General features: G+C 37.9%; 19 protein-coding genes. 9 read left to right on the plus strand and 10 right to left on the minus strand.

Going from position 1 to position 17,443, the window contains the following annotated elements; genetic code table 11:
• Positions 1–32: 32 nt before the first annotated feature.
• The gene (rlmE, locus tag H5122_RS16065) at positions 33–662 is read right to left on the minus strand and encodes a 23S rRNA (uridine(2552)-2'-O)-methyltransferase RlmE (RefSeq protein WP_002963155.1); all 630 of its coding nucleotides are present in this window, start codon (positions 660–662) and stop codon (positions 33–35) included.
• 88 nt (positions 663–750) lie between these two features.
• Here rlmE and yhbY point away from each other — a divergent pair, with 88 nt between their 5' ends.
• Entirely contained in the window at positions 751–1,047 is a 297-nt protein-coding gene (gene yhbY / locus H5122_RS16070; protein ID WP_002963153.1) for a ribosome assembly RNA-binding protein YhbY, read from the plus strand.
• Positions 1,048–1,129: 82 nt separating this feature from the next.
• Here the strand turns inward: yhbY and H5122_RS16075 are convergent, their stop codons facing one another.
• A complete protein-coding gene (locus H5122_RS16075; RefSeq protein WP_002963152.1) occupies positions 1,130–1,630 on the minus strand; it encodes a histidine phosphatase family protein in 501 nt (166 codons plus the stop codon).
• Positions 1,627–2,781, minus strand: a complete 1,155-nt coding sequence (locus H5122_RS16080; RefSeq protein WP_024597089.1) for a serine hydrolase — start codon at positions 2,779–2,781, stop codon at positions 1,627–1,629. Before H5122_RS16080 ends, H5122_RS16075 begins: the two co-directional genes overlap by 4 nt.
• 112 nt (positions 2,782–2,893) lie before the next feature.
• On the opposite strand from H5122_RS16080, the gene H5122_RS16085 reads away from it, so the two are divergent.
• The 6 genes from H5122_RS16085 (at position 2,894) to H5122_RS16110 (ending at position 8,932) form a co-directional block, all read left to right on the plus strand.
• Entirely contained in the window at positions 2,894–3,697 is an 804-nt protein-coding gene (locus tag H5122_RS16085) for a hypothetical protein (protein ID WP_002963149.1), read from the plus strand.
• A gap of 478 nt (positions 3,698–4,175) precedes the next feature.
• Positions 4,176–4,958, plus strand: coding sequence for a MipA/OmpV family protein (locus H5122_RS16090; RefSeq protein WP_004335751.1), 783 nt, complete (start codon positions 4,176–4,178; stop codon positions 4,956–4,958).
• Positions 4,948–5,331 (plus strand): DUF3019 domain-containing protein, encoded by a 384-nt coding sequence (locus tag H5122_RS16095; RefSeq protein ID WP_024597091.1) that lies wholly within the window; start codon positions 4,948–4,950, stop codon positions 5,329–5,331. Before H5122_RS16090 ends, H5122_RS16095 begins: the two co-directional genes overlap by 11 nt.
• Positions 5,332–5,355: 24 nt before the next feature.
• Entirely contained in the window at positions 5,356–6,060 is a 705-nt protein-coding gene (locus tag H5122_RS16100) for a response regulator transcription factor (RefSeq protein ID WP_004335749.1), read from the plus strand.
• Positions 6,061–6,079: 19 nt separating this feature from the next.
• Positions 6,080–7,372, plus strand: a complete 1,293-nt coding sequence (locus H5122_RS16105; RefSeq protein ID WP_182682682.1) for a HAMP domain-containing sensor histidine kinase — start codon at positions 6,080–6,082, stop codon at positions 7,370–7,372.
• Positions 7,373–7,576: 204 nt separating this feature from the next.
• Positions 7,577–8,932, plus strand: coding sequence for a sodium-dependent transporter (locus H5122_RS16110; protein ID WP_182672328.1), 1,356 nt, complete (start codon positions 7,577–7,579; stop codon positions 8,930–8,932).
• A 78-nt stretch (positions 8,933–9,010) separates the two neighbouring features.
• Here the strand turns inward: H5122_RS16110 and H5122_RS16115 are convergent, their stop codons facing one another.
• Both H5122_RS16115 and H5122_RS16120 read right to left on the minus strand, forming a co-directional pair.
• Positions 9,011–9,460, minus strand: coding sequence for a GNAT family N-acetyltransferase (locus H5122_RS16115; protein WP_182682683.1), 450 nt, complete (start codon positions 9,458–9,460; stop codon positions 9,011–9,013).
• A 69-nt stretch (positions 9,461–9,529) separates the two neighbouring features.
• The gene (locus H5122_RS16120; protein WP_004335740.1) at positions 9,530–10,273 is read right to left on the minus strand and encodes a sporulation protein; all 744 of its coding nucleotides are present in this window, start codon (positions 10,271–10,273) and stop codon (positions 9,530–9,532) included.
• Between the two features lie 266 nt (positions 10,274–10,539).
• Between H5122_RS16120 and H5122_RS16125 the strand changes: the two genes are divergently transcribed.
• Entirely contained in the window at positions 10,540–12,114 is a 1,575-nt protein-coding gene (locus tag H5122_RS16125) for a cation:proton antiporter family protein (protein WP_004335737.1), read from the plus strand.
• A 350-nt stretch (positions 12,115–12,464) separates the two neighbouring features.
• Positions 12,465–12,686 (plus strand): DUF3820 family protein, encoded by a 222-nt coding sequence (locus tag H5122_RS16130; protein WP_024594942.1) that lies wholly within the window; start codon positions 12,465–12,467, stop codon positions 12,684–12,686.
• A gap of 91 nt (positions 12,687–12,777) precedes the next feature.
• On the opposite strand, the gene H5122_RS16135 is transcribed toward H5122_RS16130, so the two are convergent.
• The 5 genes from H5122_RS16135 to H5122_RS16155 all read right to left on the minus strand — a co-directional run bounded on the left by H5122_RS16135 (position 12,778) and on the right by H5122_RS16155 (position 17,399).
• Positions 12,778–14,025, minus strand: a complete 1,248-nt coding sequence (locus H5122_RS16135) for an ATP-binding protein (protein ID WP_004335732.1) — start codon at positions 14,023–14,025, stop codon at positions 12,778–12,780.
• A 25-nt stretch (positions 14,026–14,050) separates the two neighbouring features.
• Positions 14,051–14,743: a response regulator gene (locus H5122_RS16140; protein WP_004335729.1), complete on the minus strand. Its 693-nt coding sequence runs from the start codon at positions 14,741–14,743 to the stop codon at positions 14,051–14,053.
• A 14-nt stretch (positions 14,744–14,757) separates the two neighbouring features.
• Positions 14,758–15,138, minus strand: a complete 381-nt coding sequence (locus H5122_RS16145; protein ID WP_024594944.1) for a DUF3019 domain-containing protein — start codon at positions 15,136–15,138, stop codon at positions 14,758–14,760.
• Position 15,139: 1 nt separating this feature from the next.
• Positions 15,140–15,952, minus strand: coding sequence for a MipA/OmpV family protein (locus tag H5122_RS16150; protein WP_024594945.1), 813 nt, complete (start codon positions 15,950–15,952; stop codon positions 15,140–15,142).
• 400 nt (positions 15,953–16,352) lie between these two features.
• On the minus strand, positions 16,353–17,399 hold the full coding sequence (locus tag H5122_RS16155; RefSeq protein WP_024594946.1) for a GGDEF domain-containing protein: 1,047 nt from the start codon (positions 17,397–17,399) through the stop codon (positions 16,353–16,355).
• Between the last annotated feature and the right edge of the window lie 44 nt (positions 17,400–17,443).

Genomic DNA, 17,443 nt, shown 5'->3' on the forward strand with positions numbered 1-17,443 from the left:
ATTTAAATTCAACTAAACGCCAAGCAACTGTACTACAGTTTGTATCCAGTCGCTACTATATATACTTCCCGAGAACGGGCACGTGAGGCATCAGGTTTGCGTATTTTCACTGCTTTAAAACTATTACGTACATCTTGCAAGTATTGATCAAAGCCTTCACCTTGGAAAACCTTAACAATAAATGCGCCATTTTTCTTTAGTACTTGACTACACATATCCAGCGCAAGTTCTACCAAATACATACTACCCGCTTGATCTACTGAGTTATTACCACTCATATTTGGTGCCATGTCAGAGAGTACCACATCAACATTTTTACCATCAATACGTTTTAGCAACGCATTTAACACAGCTTCTTCACGAAAGTCACCTTGTAAAAAGTCAACACCCGCAAGTGAGTCCATAGGTAATATGTCACAGGCAATTACTTGACCTTTGTCACCTACTTTTTCTGCCAAATACTGTGACCAGCTTCCTGGAGCTGCTCCTAAATCAACAACGGTCATACCAGGGCGAAGTAACTTATCTCTATTTTGTACTTCATCTAATTTAAAAACCGCTCGTGAACGCCAGCCTTTTTTTTGCGCTTCTTGAACATATTTATCATCAAAATGTTCTTTCAGCCATCGCTGTGAACTGGCTGACTGTTTTTTATTTGTCATAAATTAACACGCAACTAATTAGTAATATTCTCTAGATGGCGTTAGAATACCCTTAATTCAAGCCATATTCAGCAAAATTTGTATAAACATGACATTATCAAACAAACAAAAGCAGTTTTTAAAAGGTCAGGCACATAGCCTCAAGCCTGTAGTTTTACTAGGTTCTAACGGTTTAACCGAAGGCGTAGTAGTCGAAATTCAAAGTGCATTAGAAATTCACGAATTAATCAAAGTTAAAGTTCCAACTGATGATCGTGAAACAAAAGCACTTATTTTTGAAGCAATCGTACGTGAAACTGGTGCGACTAAGCTACAAACGATAGGTCACACTATTGTGCTTTATCGTCAAAGTGTTGAGAAAAAAATACATTTACCACGTAACTAATTAATCCTATTTAAAGGATTTAGTACGTTTAAATTAAAAAACCAGCTTAATGCTGGTTTTTTGTTATATAACACTTTTTAATTTAAAAGCTCATTGTATGGTGCGTTACATCATAATCAGTGCCATTACTTCTGGGCTTATTATGCAATATAAAATACTGAGTAAATTGTGTCTCACTCATAGCTGGCACTTTTTCATTGGAGAGTAGTTCAGCCAGTTGCGGCGTCGTATTACTGTGCCCAATAACAACAACTACACCCTTTAGTTTGAGTAACTCATTTTTTAAATCACCTAGCTCACCTGCGTTATACACATTTAATTTGGTATTAAAATGTGCCTGCAAAGGTGCGGCTGTTTGCAACGTGCGTTTATAGTTGCTGCTAAAAAGATGTATATTTTGATGTTCTTTAAACAAAGTAACTAAATTATTTGCACGTGCCTTCCCCTCTTCTGAGAGCGCTGGGTTTTTCCCCGTTAACTTTTCGCTATGACGAAACAAATATACCTCGTCAGGGGCGGCAAATGCCAAACTACAATTAAATGACAAGGCTAAAAAAGTGATTGCTAATATTATTTTATTCATATTTTTTTACCTCGTTTGTATTCTAATAGCCTGTCGATAAATTCAGTTGTTAATTCATTTATTACGCCGGTTTCAGCATTAACGATTAAACTAAAACCAACATTTAAGTGGGGAAACACAACCACATCGCTTCTATATCCTTGCACCCAGCCACTATGATAGTAAAGCGTTTCATCAGCGTAATTATAAACCCGCCAACCTAGTCCGTAATAAGCCTCATTAAGGTGTTTTTTCCACACCCTGCGATGCATTTCTTTTTTTGTATGTGTATAAGGACGCGTTTGCTTTGCTAGAGTATCCAATGACAAAACATCTGGGTATTGCCCTAGCTGGGCTTTTAACCAAATGGCCATGTCATTTGCACTTGCGTTTACACCCGCTGCAGGTCCCACTTTATAATAATTTTTTTTAAGCTTAGCGCTATACCAACGTTTTGTACCGCGCACGTGTGGTAATGCGTAATTTTCATCCTGAACCATAGATTCAAAACCTAAGCTGGCATCACTCATTTTTAAAGGCGCAAAAATAGTTTCCCGTAACCACTGCGCGTAACTTTTACCACTGCTTTGTAATATCACATTACCTATAAGGCTAAACATAACATTTTGATAACCGTAACATTCGCCTGGTTTGCAAATAGGTTTAACACTAAGTAATTTTTCAACAATACTGGGGTAATCCATACGAGACTCTATCAAATTATCGTACGCATTAGGCACTAACCCACTTGCATGACTTAGAAGGTGAAATACCTTTAAATCATCTTGATAAACAGTCCCTTTGAACTCAGTTATGTAATCGCTAACAGCTTTATCTAATTTAAGTAAACCCTCATTGGCTAATTTAGCTGATAACGAGCCTGCAAATGTTTTAGAAACAGACGCGAGCCTAAACCGGGTATGCTTATTTACTTTTTGTCCATTTCGGGTTTTAGTTACACCCATGGTGTGGATGTAGTCTGAGTTGTTTGTACTTACAATCGAAAGTGCAGCGCCTGGTATACCTTTATTTTTCAGTTTTTTTTGCGCATAACGGCCGTACTTTTTTACAAATGCATCCCAATCAGGATCTGCTTTTGCTGCAAAACTCACAGAGCTAAACAACAAACACAAAGCAGGTAGGCTATACAATAAAGATTTGAGATACTTCATTTTTATAAATTTTATCTTTTTAACTACATCTATGTAGATAATATCATGAAGTTTTGTTTGGACTAACGTACAATACGACAATTATTTGGTTTTTAGTGAGTGTTTAGTACTTATGCGTTTTTTAGTTGTGTCACTTTTTGTTATATTATCAACTGGTTGTACTCTTACAAAGCAGCCGGCCGAGCCACTGGCTATGCCATTAAAGCCAACATTAAAAAGTCAGACCTACCAGCTTGAGTACACCACAGAACACTCATCCCCAAAAGTTAAATCCGTTCAACTTCCTGCACATAAGGTAGTTAGAAACCAAACAGTAAAAATTATTACCGACAAGGCAAGTGTAACCGATAAACTTTTATCGCAAATTAGCCAAGCACTTAACGATAAACAGCTAAAAGTAACCACTAAAAATAACAGCGACTACACACTAACTATTCAGCAACTTGATTTAACTTTCACTGACGATGTTAAGTACGCAATAAAGCAACCTGAGAACCCTTTTACATTATATTCAGATATTGCTCAGCAATACCCAACTCAGGAATGCGCTGCAATATTCGCACAAGTAAGTATGCGCCTCACACACAAAGCATCGGGTGATGTTGTTTGGTTTGCTAAATCTTCTATTGATAGTGCAAGTTTTCATCGTGAGCCGCTAGTTTATAGTTTCACCGAAGAGCAAAAAATAACTAATGAGCTTGAGGTTGTCGCTTTTGTCCATCAGCAAAACACTGATGAAGCCCGCATGGAAAGACTTGGAAAAGACATTCAAATTCCTCAGTACAAAACGTTGTCAAAGTTATCTAGCCTTGCCAAGCTTAGTGGTCCATGTAACAGAACAGAAGTAAGCGCATTAACGCCTATGATGCAGTTTTACTTAAGCAGTATATTAATCGATAAAATTAAAGTTCAGTAAATTAGGGTCTGTTGATCTTTACGGGTTAAAATTTGTTCAAGCTAGGGGCTATTTAATCGCGGCGCGAGGTTTGTAACCTAGTGGGCTCGATAACTGCTCCTGCGTTATTCTAATGGCTTACATCCATGTAAGAATAAGTAAAAACCGAGCAAAAAAGAGTAAATAGCCCCTAGGAAGAACCCATTGGGCAGCGCCTGTTTGGCATTAATGCTACGTTATCGCCCATTTATGGGGAATAGCCACACTGCATAGGCTCTGCCTTGCCTATATACCAAACAGAATGCTGAAAATTTAACCTTGAAAGTTCAACAGACCTAACACTTACTACATTTTTTTACAGATTAAAGGAACGAATTAACAATATACTACGCTTAATAACAAATAATAATTAGGCCCCATAGGGATGAGAAACACTTTGCTTAACCATACTTTAGTTAGCATAACATTGCTTTTTTGCTTTATTTTTAGCACCACAAGTATGGCAAGTAATCGCTATTATGCAGACAATACGTTAGAGCCAACCCAAGGCTTTGCCTGGGATTGGAGTGCAGGTGCGGGCTTTTATATTGAAGATTCTTACCTAATCGGTATCGAATCTTACGATAAGGGCGTTGAGCTTGATTTAAGTCTTGCTGTTTCTTACGATAAATTTTATCTTGATTTTGATCACAATCAACTCAGCGGTGGTCTTGTAATTGGTTACAGCCTTATAGATAAATTTGATTGGGGCTTAGATATACTTGGCACAAATACTCAAGCCGGGTTTGACGAAAAAGGCCTCGGGTTTTATAACCATGGTGTTATAAAAGAACTCCAAGGTATTAAAAAACGTAATTACGATTTTGATGTTGGTCTTAGGCTCTCGCGCCGATTTGAAAACTCACAATTCTCCTTTGAATACCTTCATGACATATCTGGTGCCCATAATGGTTGGGTTATAAATAGCTTTTTTAGCCACATTTTGCCATGGCGAAACTGGGAGTTTAGGTCTGGTGTTGGTTTAAGCGCCTACTCTGCTGACTTTACCAATTATTACTTTGGCATTGATAGCGATGAAGCCACCAGCCTTCGCCCGATTTATACCAGCAATGCCAGTACTAGTATTATCTTTGAGTTCCATGCTGAATATCCAATAAGCCAAGATTGGGTGTTTTTATCCGGTTGGCTTACTACATGGTTTTCAAAAGAAATTGACGACAGCCCAATTATTTCCCAAGGATATCAACATAAAGCCAAGGTAGGCCTACGTTATGTATTTTAGATGGATCTGGGTATTACTGATCTTTCCCAGTACCTTTACTGTTAAAGCGCAGGACCCCCCTGAAGCACTCATAGCACTACCCGACACTTGTGTTGCACTGCGCGAAGGGCGTAATTGCTATGCCGATGTCACACTTACGTGGGAGCAACCTATCATTGGCAATTACTGCCTACGCGATGCAACTTCAAAGTACATTATGCAATGTTGGCTAAAGCAACAAAGTGGTACTTTTAATTATGCTTTTGACTCACAGCAAAGCATTTCATTTGAACTATTTGATAGCAATACATCCAAAGTCATCAGTACAGCAGAAGTAAAACTACAATGGGTTTATCAAAACAGACAAAAAAAACGCCGCTGGCGACTATTTTAATACCAATCGCATTAGGGATATTTTATGGATAACTACGGCACTATTTTACTTGTTGAAGACGATGCATCACTAGCGCAATGGGTTGCTGAATATTTAACAGAGCAAGGCTATACAACGCATGTTTGTCATCGTGGTGACGAAGTTGTTAGCAAGGTCAAAACGTTAAACCCAAATATTGTGCTCCTTGATATTATGCTCCCGGGGCAAGATGGTATCAGCGTATGTAGAGAGCTTCGTAGCTTTTATAATTCGCCTATTATAATGCTCACCGCACGCGATGAAGAGATGGATGAAGTTATTGGTTTAGAAGTTGGCGCAAGCGACTACATAATGAAACCGGTGCGTCCGCGTGCATTACTAGCGCGAATAAAAGCAGCACTGCGTCAAAACAATGAGCCAAATAAGCCACAGGTTAGCCAAAGCATTATTCAAGTTGGTGCACTTAGTATTAATACCGAATCTAGAAATGTGACCCTTAACGAGCAAGATATAAACATATCAAGCGCCGAATATCTATTATTACACTACCTTGCAAGCAATGCAGGTCAAGTTGTCTCACGCGATGCCGTATTTAAAGCGACGAAAGGTAGAGAGTACGACGGGCTTGATAGAAGTGTTGATGTACTTATTTCTGCACTTCGTAAAAAATTTAATGATGATCCACAAAACCCCGAAAAAATTAAAACTATTTGGGGCCGTGGATATTTACTTGTTTCTACCGCGTGGTAATAGAGCGATGAATAAATAAATGAAAAAGTTTTATATATCGCTTCTAGGCAGTGCACTTTTATCTATTGTGGTATTGGGCTGGCTTATTGATGCTTTTAGTCAACAAGCGCATACCCCACAAGATGAATTTAGTCAGCAAAGTAAAATGATCATGGGTTTTAATAAGCAGTTAGCTAACATACCTACATCTGAGCGCAGCGATTATGTAAAACAACTAGCCCGAGAGTTTGATGTTTTAATTGACTACAAGCCAAATGAGTCACTCGCCTTACCACCTTCTTTATTATTACAAATGCACACGCCAGGTGGGCTGATTTTAGAGGATCAGCAAGGCTTTTATATGCTTTATAGTAGCGACGTTTTAAATCCTTTTCACTTATCAATGCGCTTAGATAAAATTTTTGATAGCGAGCAACATAACGACATTATATTAACTCTACTATTTTACGCAGGCCTATGTGTATTTATGGGGTTTATTATCGCGCCCTTAGCTAAACGGCTAACTGTCTTAAATGAAGCCGCTAAAAAGTTTGCCTCTGGTAATGTTCAAGCCCGAATAAAGGTATCGCACTTTACCTATATAAAAGATGTAGAGCTTACTTTTAACCGCATGGCTAGCCAAATAGAGAAACTTGTCGCCGAAAACAAACTAATGGCCTCGAGCTTGTCTCACGACATCCGCACCCCTATCGCGTGCCTGCGATTTGGTTTAGATGCGGCATTAGATAGCCATGATGAGCAAAAAGTAAAACAGTATTTAACCCGTATGGAAAACGATTTAGATCATATGGAATCGATGCTTAGTAGCTATTTAGCATTTGCTACTTTAGAGCAAAACGCGAATAAACTAACCTATTCATCAACCAATATTAAATCCTACCTTGAAGATATTTTAGTTCAACTTGCACCAAAACTTGAAATGCAAATGCTCAACGTACAGCTCAATAGTACAGATAAAATAATAAATGCAGATCTTCACTGGCTGGCTCGTGCAATTACTAACTTATTAACTAACGCATGTGATTTTGCAAACCAACATATTTACCTCAGTGCAAAGTTACACGAGCAACAGCTTATAATAACGGTAGAAGATGACGGCCCTGGTATCGCACAAGAGAACTTTAGTAATGTATTTAGCCCATTTTTTAGAGAGGAAGATCACCGTAACAGAGCCGATAAGAGTTATGGCCTTGGCCTAGCCATTGTTACCAAGGTAGCTGATTGGCATCATGGCAGCGTTAAAGTAAGTAAAAGCACCCAGTTAGGGGGGGCGTGCTTTACTCTCACTATTGCACAGCACCATAATCCGTAAAGCAATAGTTACAGACTGTAATTAACAATTATTAAACAAAATCAACTCGTTATTTTAAACGACTTAATAACAACAATTAAAATCGATGGTTATAACATACACTTTACTTATTAATTTGTGCTAGATCAGCAAATAAGCACTTTTTATTTTTTTACATTTCCAGTAGATTGTCACCGCCGTCACACAATAGAGAAGTACAATAATATGAGCGCAGTTAGAGGCGAGTTTAGCTCTCGCTTTGGTTTTATTATGGCCGCCGCGGGTTCTGCCGTTGGTTTGGGCAATATTTGGGGATTCCCTACACAAACAGCAAGTAATGGCGGTGCTGCATTTTTAGTCGCATATTTAGTGCTTGCGTTCTTTTTAGCTTACCCCGCTTTAATGGCTGAACTTATGATTGGACGTCATGGCCAAGCAAACGCAGTGTCATCACTTCAAAAAATATCTAATAAGTCATGGCAAAAACACTTTGCTTTTGCTGTTGGTTTTGGCGGTATTTTATGTGCTGGCTTTATACTAAGCTTTTACGCCATTGTTGCCGGTTGGATGCTCAGCGCCACAGCTGAACCCATAGCCACTTTAGTTGGTGCCAACACAGCATCTACATGGTTAAGCGAGCAATCACTTACTCGAAATATTATATTCACTATGATCTTTATCGTACTAACTGTCGCTATTATAAGTAGAGGCGTTGAAAACGGTATTGAAAAGTGGTCTAAGCGTTTAATGCCTGCACTTTTAGGCATTTTATTTGCACTTATTGCTTATGTGATGACGCAAGATGGTGCTATGGAAGGCTTAAAAGCCTACTTAGTTCCTGACTTTTCATCTATTTTTGACGCAAAACTATTAGTAAGTGCACTAGGGCAAGCTTTCTTCTCTTTATCGCTTGGCACTAGCGTAATGATTATTTACGGCTCGTACATTAGTAAAAAAGAAAATCTCGTTTCTTTAGGTGCCTATGTGACCCTTATTGATGTATTTATAGCCTTTGTTGCAGGTTTACTGATTATTCCGGCTATGTACGTAGCACAAGCTCAAGGCGTTGAAATATTCTCGGCCACAACGGGTAAGCTACTCTCTGAAGATACATTAGTGTTTCAGGTACTCCCCGCTTTATTTGATGGAATGGGCGAAGTTGGCTTATTTGTGGGTTTTTCATTTTTTGCGTTAATGAGTATTGCCGCTTTAACATCATCTATTTCAATGTTAGAGGCGCCAGTATCATACACCGTAGAGCGCTTTGGGATGAAACGCGTTCAAGCAACGTGGTTGATTGGGGCGCTAATCGCTATCGTCAGTATTACAATTGTGTGTAACCTTAGCAGCTTATTTGGCTTAGTAATCACTCTCACTACAAAAGTAGCTCAGCCTTTACTTGGTCTTATGTGTTGTATATTTGTAGGCTGGATTTGGTATAGAGGCTCATTACTAAAAGCAATTCAAGAGGGTAACCCTGAAGTTCACAATACATTGTTTTGGAAAATATGGCCTTGGTATACTAAGTTTGTATGTCCACTTGCTATTGGCATGGTGTTTTTACATTCACTATTGAGCTAAATGATACTTTAGCCTTAAAATAGTTTTAAATAAAATAGCCCACATTAGTGGGCTTTTTTATAGCTGCTTCAATTGGATTTATTGAGTGAGTTTTAAAATCATATCTTGATGAGGTATACCGTCTTCTAGATATTCACTTTTGTAATCTTCAAAGCCAAAGGAGCGGTAAAAATCAAGTAAGTAGGTTTGTGCGCCAATATAAATATCTCGTTCAGGCCACCGCTCTTTACAGCATTCTATAGCTTTACTTACAAGTACAGTGGCGTTGCCTTTGCCACGCGCACTTTTACTTACCAGCACGCGCCCTATTGCGCTGTATTGCTCATTTTTTTCATAGCATCGGGCATAAGTGTGTAGCCGCCCATTGTCTAGTGTATATAAATGCTGTGTATTTAAATCAATATCTACATCATCAAGCTCAGGGTAAGGGCACGCCTGCTCTACAACAAATACGTCTACACGTCCTCGCATAATAGTAAAAAGAGTATGCGCATCTAAAGCATTAAACTGCTCACATTTAAATTGCATTTTAAATCCTATAAACAATAAACCCAGCCTAGGCCGGGTTTAATAAAATTATTCACTTGTTAGTTTATATTAAGCAAATAAGCGCTCTAGTTGGTCGCACAACTGCGATAAATTCACGTGGTCATGCTCTATCGTTAAATCTACATAACCATCGCCTCTAAAGGCCCTGTCTAGCTCTATAAGCACGTGTGTTTTATGTGCCTCTGGTACAAATGACAACTCGATCTCTTGAATGCCAAATAAACTACGGCTATTTGGCTTATATTCAAGTTCCTGATAACAGCCCGATAACGATTGAAATGTTGAAGCGCGCAAATGGCCTTTTTCTACATCAGCTTTCATTAAGCTAAAACCTAGCTTTTCCATCGCCTGCATGCACGTTTTAACAGCTTCATTAGGGTAAATATGTAAATGGTCTTTATCGCTCGGATCAAGTGCTAAATCAATATCTAAACCTGTTTCAAGCCACACATGAGATTGATTGTAACCTGCATTAATTTCTGTAATAGGTGTTTCAGAATGAAGACGTGCTTCAAAAGGGATACTTTTAACTTCGCCAGGCTCAATTGTACCTATATCTGTAATTCGCCATTGGTCAATCACATGATTGGTAAAATAATCGCCATCATCACCTGCCACTTTAACACGGGTCATAAGTAATAAATCTAAGCCTGCAATATCTTGGCTAACATCACCTGCGGTAATGACTATTTGTGCATTAAAAAGCTGACCAGGTTGTAGGTGTTCAGTCTCTAAAACAGTATCTACTTTTGCAGCACCAATACCTACCGACGCTAAAATCTTTTTAAACATATATTTCTCCTTAAGCTGAGCGGTTCTATTATTTGCTCTTGCTTAAACTTCTTCGTTATCGCATCTTAACCATATTTAAAAGCCAATGTCAGTGAAAAAATGTTATTTACATGCTATTTACGATTAAATATATGTTTGATGCGCATTTTTTATACACAGCTAGGCAAGTATTTGATTAGACGCGTTCATTTTTAGGTCTATTTTTATTTTCAATGGTATAAATTTTTCGTTACACTGCAACCCCAAATGAAGTGATATTAAGAATTATGGAACTAATCTATTTTGCCGCCGCGTTTGTGTGTGGCTTTGCTGTTTATCAGTTAAAGCTGCCTCCTCTTATTGGATTTTTATTAGCAGGTTTTGCTTTAAATTTATCGGGTTATAAAAGTACAGAGTTGCTCGATACAATAGCAGCACTTGGCGTAACCCTTCTTCTTTTTAGTATTGGTTTAAAGCTAAAGGTAAACAGTTTAATTAAACCCCAAGTGTGGGCGCCTGCAACATTGCATATTATTTTTAGCAGCGCGCTTTTTAGTGGCTTTATGTTATTGCTGGGTGTTTTCGCTATTCCACTGTTTATTGATTTAAGTTGGCAAAGTGCTTTATTAGTTGGGTTTGCGCTTAGTTTTTCAAGTACTGTATTTGCAGTAAAAGTGCTTGAAGAACGCGGAGAAATGGCAAGCCTTCACGGTAAAATAGCCATTGGTATACTAGTCATGCAAGATATCTTTGCTGTTATCTTTTTAGCGATTAGTACAGGTAAAATTCCAAATGTATGGGCAATTGCATTAATAATTGCTCTGCCTTTATTACGACCTGTCATGTATGGCGTATTAAATCGCTCTAAACATGGTGAACTATTACCATTATTTGGTTTTTTCTTTGCTTTAGTTGCTGGTTATCATGCATTTGAATTTGCAGGATTAAAAGGCGACCTAGGCGCACTCATAATTGGGATGATGTTTGCACCACATAAAAAAGCAGGAGAACTATCAAAATCTCTGCTTAATTTAAAAGACATATTATTAGTCGGTTTTTTCTTAAGTATTGGCTTGAGCGCAGAGCTAACCACTAGCTCATTAATCGTTGCTATTATACTTGTTTTAGTTTTACCTATTAAAATAGCGCTTTATTACGTGTTCACAAATATATTCAAACTACGCGCACGTACATCATTACTTACCGCCTTTAGTTTATCTAACTACAGTGAATTTGGGTTAATTGTATGTGCAGTAGCAGCTAGCACAGGCATGATCACTTCTGAGTGGCTGGCCGTAATGGCAATTGCTGTTTCTATTACCTTTGTAATTGCCTCGCCGTTAAATAAGCGCTCAAACGAGCTATACGTAAAAATAGAGCACTGGCTATTAAAGTTTGAAAGCAAAACTCGTTTAGCTGAAGAGCTACCTGTTAACCTAAACGATACTAAAATAGTCATTTTTGGTATGGGACGTATTGGTACTGGTGCTTATGAAACAATCAACGCGACTCACCCAAATGTTGTTGCAGGCATAGATATAAAACCTGAAGTGGTAGATAAGCACGTTAACAGAGGCCGCAACGTATTAATTGCTGATGCAACAGATCCTGACTTTTGGCAACGAGTAAATCATTCGCAAGTAGAAATGGTCATGCTTGCAATGCCAAAGCATATGCAAAATATTTTTGCGCTAGAGCAGCTACAAGCCTCAGGTTATAAAGGCCAAGTAACAGCTATTGCAAACTACCCTGATCAACAAAAAGAGCTAGAAGAAATGGGTGTTCATTCTACTTATAACTTTTACTTAGAAGCAGGTAGTGGTTTTGCAGAGCACGTTAAACAAGAGCTATTTAACGAATAATCACTTTTTATAACGTCTATAAATAACAAAGCCTTAAAATAATTAAGGCTTTGTTATTAGTTTTTAAATGAAAAGCAATTCTATTTACATTCCTTTACAAGCCATTTCACCACGACCATAAAAAACAGGTAGACTATCCATGTTGGTTAAATAAAACCCCATGTTCTAATAATAACTTAATTAGATCCCAGCTAATTAAAGTTCAACTAGGTTTATATTAATCAACAAAAAATTATTAAATCAGAGGGCCTACTCCCTCGCAAAATAGGCTGTTTCTTGCCCGTCACAGCCTATTTTATATTTCTAAAATCCCTTACACTTACGCAGACTTTAAAACCTAAGTAACTGTTATGGATCCAAAACAATTAAAAATAGCTGTAAATACAACAATGCCTTTTGGGAAATATGCTGGGCGCCCTTTATTACTACTACCAGAACCTTATTTGGTGTGGTTCAAACAGCAGGGATTTCCTAACTCGAAACTTGGTAGCCAACTAGCGATGATGTATGAGGTTAAACTAAATGGCCTTGAGCAAATGTTAATGCCATTACTTGAAAAAAATAAAAAATAATTGAGAACTTTTTTAAATACTTGCGGTCTATTATATTGCTACTTGTTGATTTTGGTTTTTAACCGCAAAAAAAGCGCCTTAGGCGCTTTTTTTATGTCTTAAATTTAAGAGGTAAATATACAATAAATTTAGCACCACCTAAGCTTGAGCTTTCTGCTTTACACTCTCCTTGGTGCCACGACACAATTTTAGCAACTATAGCAAGCCCTAAACCAAAGCCACCAGTGTCCTTGCCTCTACTTTTATCTAATCGAGTAAAAGGCTTAAATACGTTTTCTCGCTCAACGGGGTCAATCCCTTCACCATCATCTTCAACAATCAATACGATGTGAGTTGCCTCTTGTAGCAATGAAATTTTGACTTGTTGATGAGTGTATTTGAGCGCGTTGCCAATTAAATTTTGAAATACTCGCGCCATAAAGTGGCTATCACAGTAGTAATTTAAATGCTCAGGGAGGTTTATAGAGAGCGTTGTTCTAGCTTCAAAATTTAGCTTTTCAACAGTGGTTTTTACCAGCCCAGCTAAATCGCAGTTTATTGGCTGTAAACTTGGTTGTTGAGAGTCTAATCGCGCGTATTCAAGCATTTCAGAAACTAGTGACTCAAGCTCACTAATATCTGTTTGCATGTTTGTTAGGTATTTTTCGCCTTTTTCGTCAAGCATTTGCTCTTGTAGCATGACTATTGCAAACTTTAAACGTGCTAGTGGTGTTCTAAACTCATGCGACACCGATGAGGTAAGTTCTTGTTGCGCACTAAGTAAAAACTCAATACGTTGCTGCATTACCTTTAATGTATCAGTTATAGGTAAAAAGAAAGACTTAGAAGAGTCATTTAGTTGAAAGTCTTGCAAACCCTCTACCGCTTCACACGCTTTACGGAGCTTTGCAAAGTCACGCCAGAGTAAAAAGCTCCATAGCCCAACTGGTATACCTACAATAATAAGTAGTAATAAATACGGCCAAACAGAAGATGATTGCTGCGTTAATACGCCTACCGGTCCTACTTGAAGTAATGAATCATTACCGAGATCTACATACCAAACAATGCGTTGTTGCTTATCATACAAATATAAGTAGTGGTTTTGATTTAGCTGCGATTGTTGTTTTTGAGGAAGTATTAAATCACGTCGTTCAATCACTTTACTTTCAAAGTTATGCTTTAGTTTTTTAAGACCATTTGGGGTTTGTGAAAGCAACCACAGTGATTGCCCAAACTCATCGTCTAAGAAGACCTGCTGCTGCGACTCTTCATAGGGCCACAGCTGCTCAATAACACCACTTACAACAAATAATGAAACAATGATATATAAGTATAAGCTGGTAAACAGTTTTCCCATTACAGCCGATTAACCTTAAATAGTTCTAAAGATCCCATGCATCAGAAACAAATAAATAGCCTTGTCCCCATACGGTTTTTATACGATACGGCTTATCACTATTATCGCCTAATTTTTTACGAATTCGTGATACGCGTACATCCACAGTTCTATCAAGTCCGTCGTATTGACGGCCAATCATATGTTGGTGCACATGTTCTCTGCTTAGTACTTCACCCGCATTTGACGCTAATAGCCATAGTAGTTCAAACTCGTGCGAAGTTAATACAATCTCTGAATCACTTAGTTTTACAATACGGCTTGTTTTATCGATGACTAAATCACCAAACTGCAGTTCTTCACTAGATTTTACTATTGGTTGCCCACGTCGTAGTAATGCATTGATCCGCGCTAGTAATACACGTGGCTCTGCTGGTTTTATTACATAATCATCAGCACCAAGTTCTAAACCAAGCACTTGGTCGAAGTCTTCACCTTTAGCAGTCAACATTAAAATTGGTAGAGTAAATTTATCTCTTACTTGGCGGCAAACGCTAAAGCCATCTTTACCTGGCAGCATAACGTCTAGAATCATTAAATCGGGTGTATTGTTTTCTAGGTAATTAAACACTTCGTCACCGCGGTCTAACACTTCGACTTCAAGGCCATTATGTTCAAGGTAATCTTTTGTTAGCTGTTGTAAACCGAGATCATCTTCAACAAGTAAAATTTTTGGCATTAGTTGCTCCTAAATTAAAAAAAGCTCCACGGAGAGCGAAGCCTACGCCTATTTTTTTTAGCATGGGCGCTTTGTACTTCAACCTGTGTTTTTGCTATTAACACACCCGTATGAGGATTGATTAAGGAGTATATGGTCTCCACCTGAACACGCGCTTTATAATTAAATTGCCCAGAACGCTGCTGCTGCCAGCATTGAAGTAGTTGTTCTTGTTGATACAAACAGACATCACTATAGGTGTTTAATAGCCATTTAAACTGTAAATCAAGATCGCAAAAATCCTGCTGTTCGGAAACCACGCAGACTTTTGGAGAAACACTAAAAACAGGGGTTTGTGCCACACTAAAACCACTAAAAAAAGTGGTAATAAACACAACTAATATTGAATACTTCATATTAAAAAGTACGATCGAATCCTATAAATGCAGTCATTGAATAAGTACGTTCAAAGAGCGGACTGCCATCCATAGCCGAATAGTCGTAATATGCTACATGAAAACGAAGAGAGTCAGCCTTACTCAGTGGCCAACGGGCGTCGATTTTAGCATAAGGTTGCCAACTACTACCAACGTCTATTTTGCCAAATTGAGTTTCACCCTCATTAAGTCCATAAAAATAGCTATTTAGTTCCGCAGATTTATAGTTTATTCCAAGTGTTGGCTTTATTTTAAGCTTTCCTAGCACAGTATGATATTGCCACTGCAATGCACCGCGTACACCTCGATAAACATCGGTTATATCATGCAGAGCCTGAACTGAAAAAACATGGTCATCATTTACATAGTGATATGCAATACCCGCATCCAAGGCAATTTGCCGTTTATGCAAATTATCAATATCAGCGTAGCGAGAGGACGAGGCTTCATTTTGCATTACAAACTGATTATTAAGAGCACTACTTTGCAATGCAAATACATTTTTAGGGTGCCAGTCTATAAAAAAGCGAGATTCAGAGTTGAGTTCACTAACTAGATTAAAGTGATGCTTTGGGGATTGTGAAAATGAATAGCCAAGGCGGCCATTATCAAAAAACCATTGCTCTGCATAAAACGCAATTTGTGGAATAAGCACAAGCGGAATATTATCTCCACCATGCAAAGGGTTGGTTATAACTCCAGCCCCAACGCTTAAACTCAAATGCAGGCGATCAGTTGTTATATCTTGCTCTGTATAATCGTCAGCATGCTTGCTTGCCTGTGTTGCTTGCACCGAAAGGCAAGCAAACAAAGTGCTAAAACATAGAGCAGTTAATAAGGAGAAGGAATACCGCATCAGCGTACATCAAAGTATTAAATTAAGTAAGTTCCCCATACTAGCAAGGTCTTTTTAAACTAGCTCTAGCTGGTTACAATTATTCACAATTTGTATACACAAATGTTAACTTTTGTGTTTTTGAAGTGACAAACCCTTCAAATTAGTTATGTGCGTTGGCTAAGCTGGCACTGCTTTGAGAAACTTTGGAAATGAGGGATAACCTCGCAAATGCTTTAATTCAAATAAAATCTGCAGGAAGCCAACTCTAACAACTTTTTTTATTAACCTTACAAGCTACTAGGTTACCAAAGTTAATAGCGGCTTTAGCCTTAATAAATCAAGCTTCTGATGCTTATTAAATATCAGGGGCTATTTCTATTCGGTTTCGGCCATGCGTTTTTGCGATATATAAGGCTCTATCTGCACGCTCAACTAAAACTGAGCTATTAGTAAATGGACGTAAAATAGCTAAACCAAAACTTGCAGAAATAGCACGTTTAGCTGTTATATCATGCTTTTTACGAATCGCTAATTTCGCAATAGCTAAACGTATACAATCGGCAAACGCTATTATATCATTAATAGTGTCAAAATAAGCTGTTATACAAAACTCTTCGCCACCGTATCTATATATATTTGCTGTTTCAGTTGTATTTTCTCTCACTTTTTTGGCAACTAACCTCAACACTTCGTCACCCTTTTGATGACCAAAGTCATCGTTAAAACGTTTAAAGTGATCAATATCAAACATAATTAGTACGGCAAGAGAATCTTCCTGTGCTTTCTCTGAGTATTCAAAACAAAATTTTACGATATCTGAATCAAACTTACCTCGGTTATAAAACCCCGTAAGCGTGTCGGTATCAGCTGCTTCTTTTGAAATATTAAGTGCTTCTTTTAAATCTTTTATTTCGTTGTAAGCAACAGCTAACTTAGTTTGAAATTCTCTAGCATAATCCTGCATAGCAATAGAATCGTCGGTTAAGCGCTCTACACAACCTAATATTTCATTATAAGAATTTACATCAGCAAGCATATTTAATTCATTTTGTGAATCAACTAAACTTGTTGTAAAGCTTTTGGAATGTTCAAGCGTGGTGCTTATATCTTGCTGGACTTGCTCCATGGTTGTATGGAACTTTTCAGTCATTTCTTGAAAGAAAGCCAGATCGTCTTGCGTTAAATGCTTATCAAAAATTTCTTTTGCTTTGTCTTGTGAGCATGTTTGTTGCTCAGCAATAACATGGTCTAATTCAGCATTTAATGAAGGGTTACTCCCTTGAATGTAACAGTACCAAATTGCATAGTTGATAGGCGTAACCGGCATGCGGTATTTTACCATCAAAGGAATCGCCTTTTTAAGGCATTGAGCAGAATGAGCAAGTGATACGGCGTGGTTCATAAATAAACTCTCAAGCGTCATTGTTTTTATTATTAGCACTCAAT

The organism is Pseudoalteromonas sp. SG43-8 (genome assembly GCF_014164245.1).
In the GTDB taxonomy this organism is placed as follows: domain Bacteria; phylum Pseudomonadota; class Gammaproteobacteria; order Enterobacterales; family Alteromonadaceae; genus Pseudoalteromonas; species Pseudoalteromonas distincta.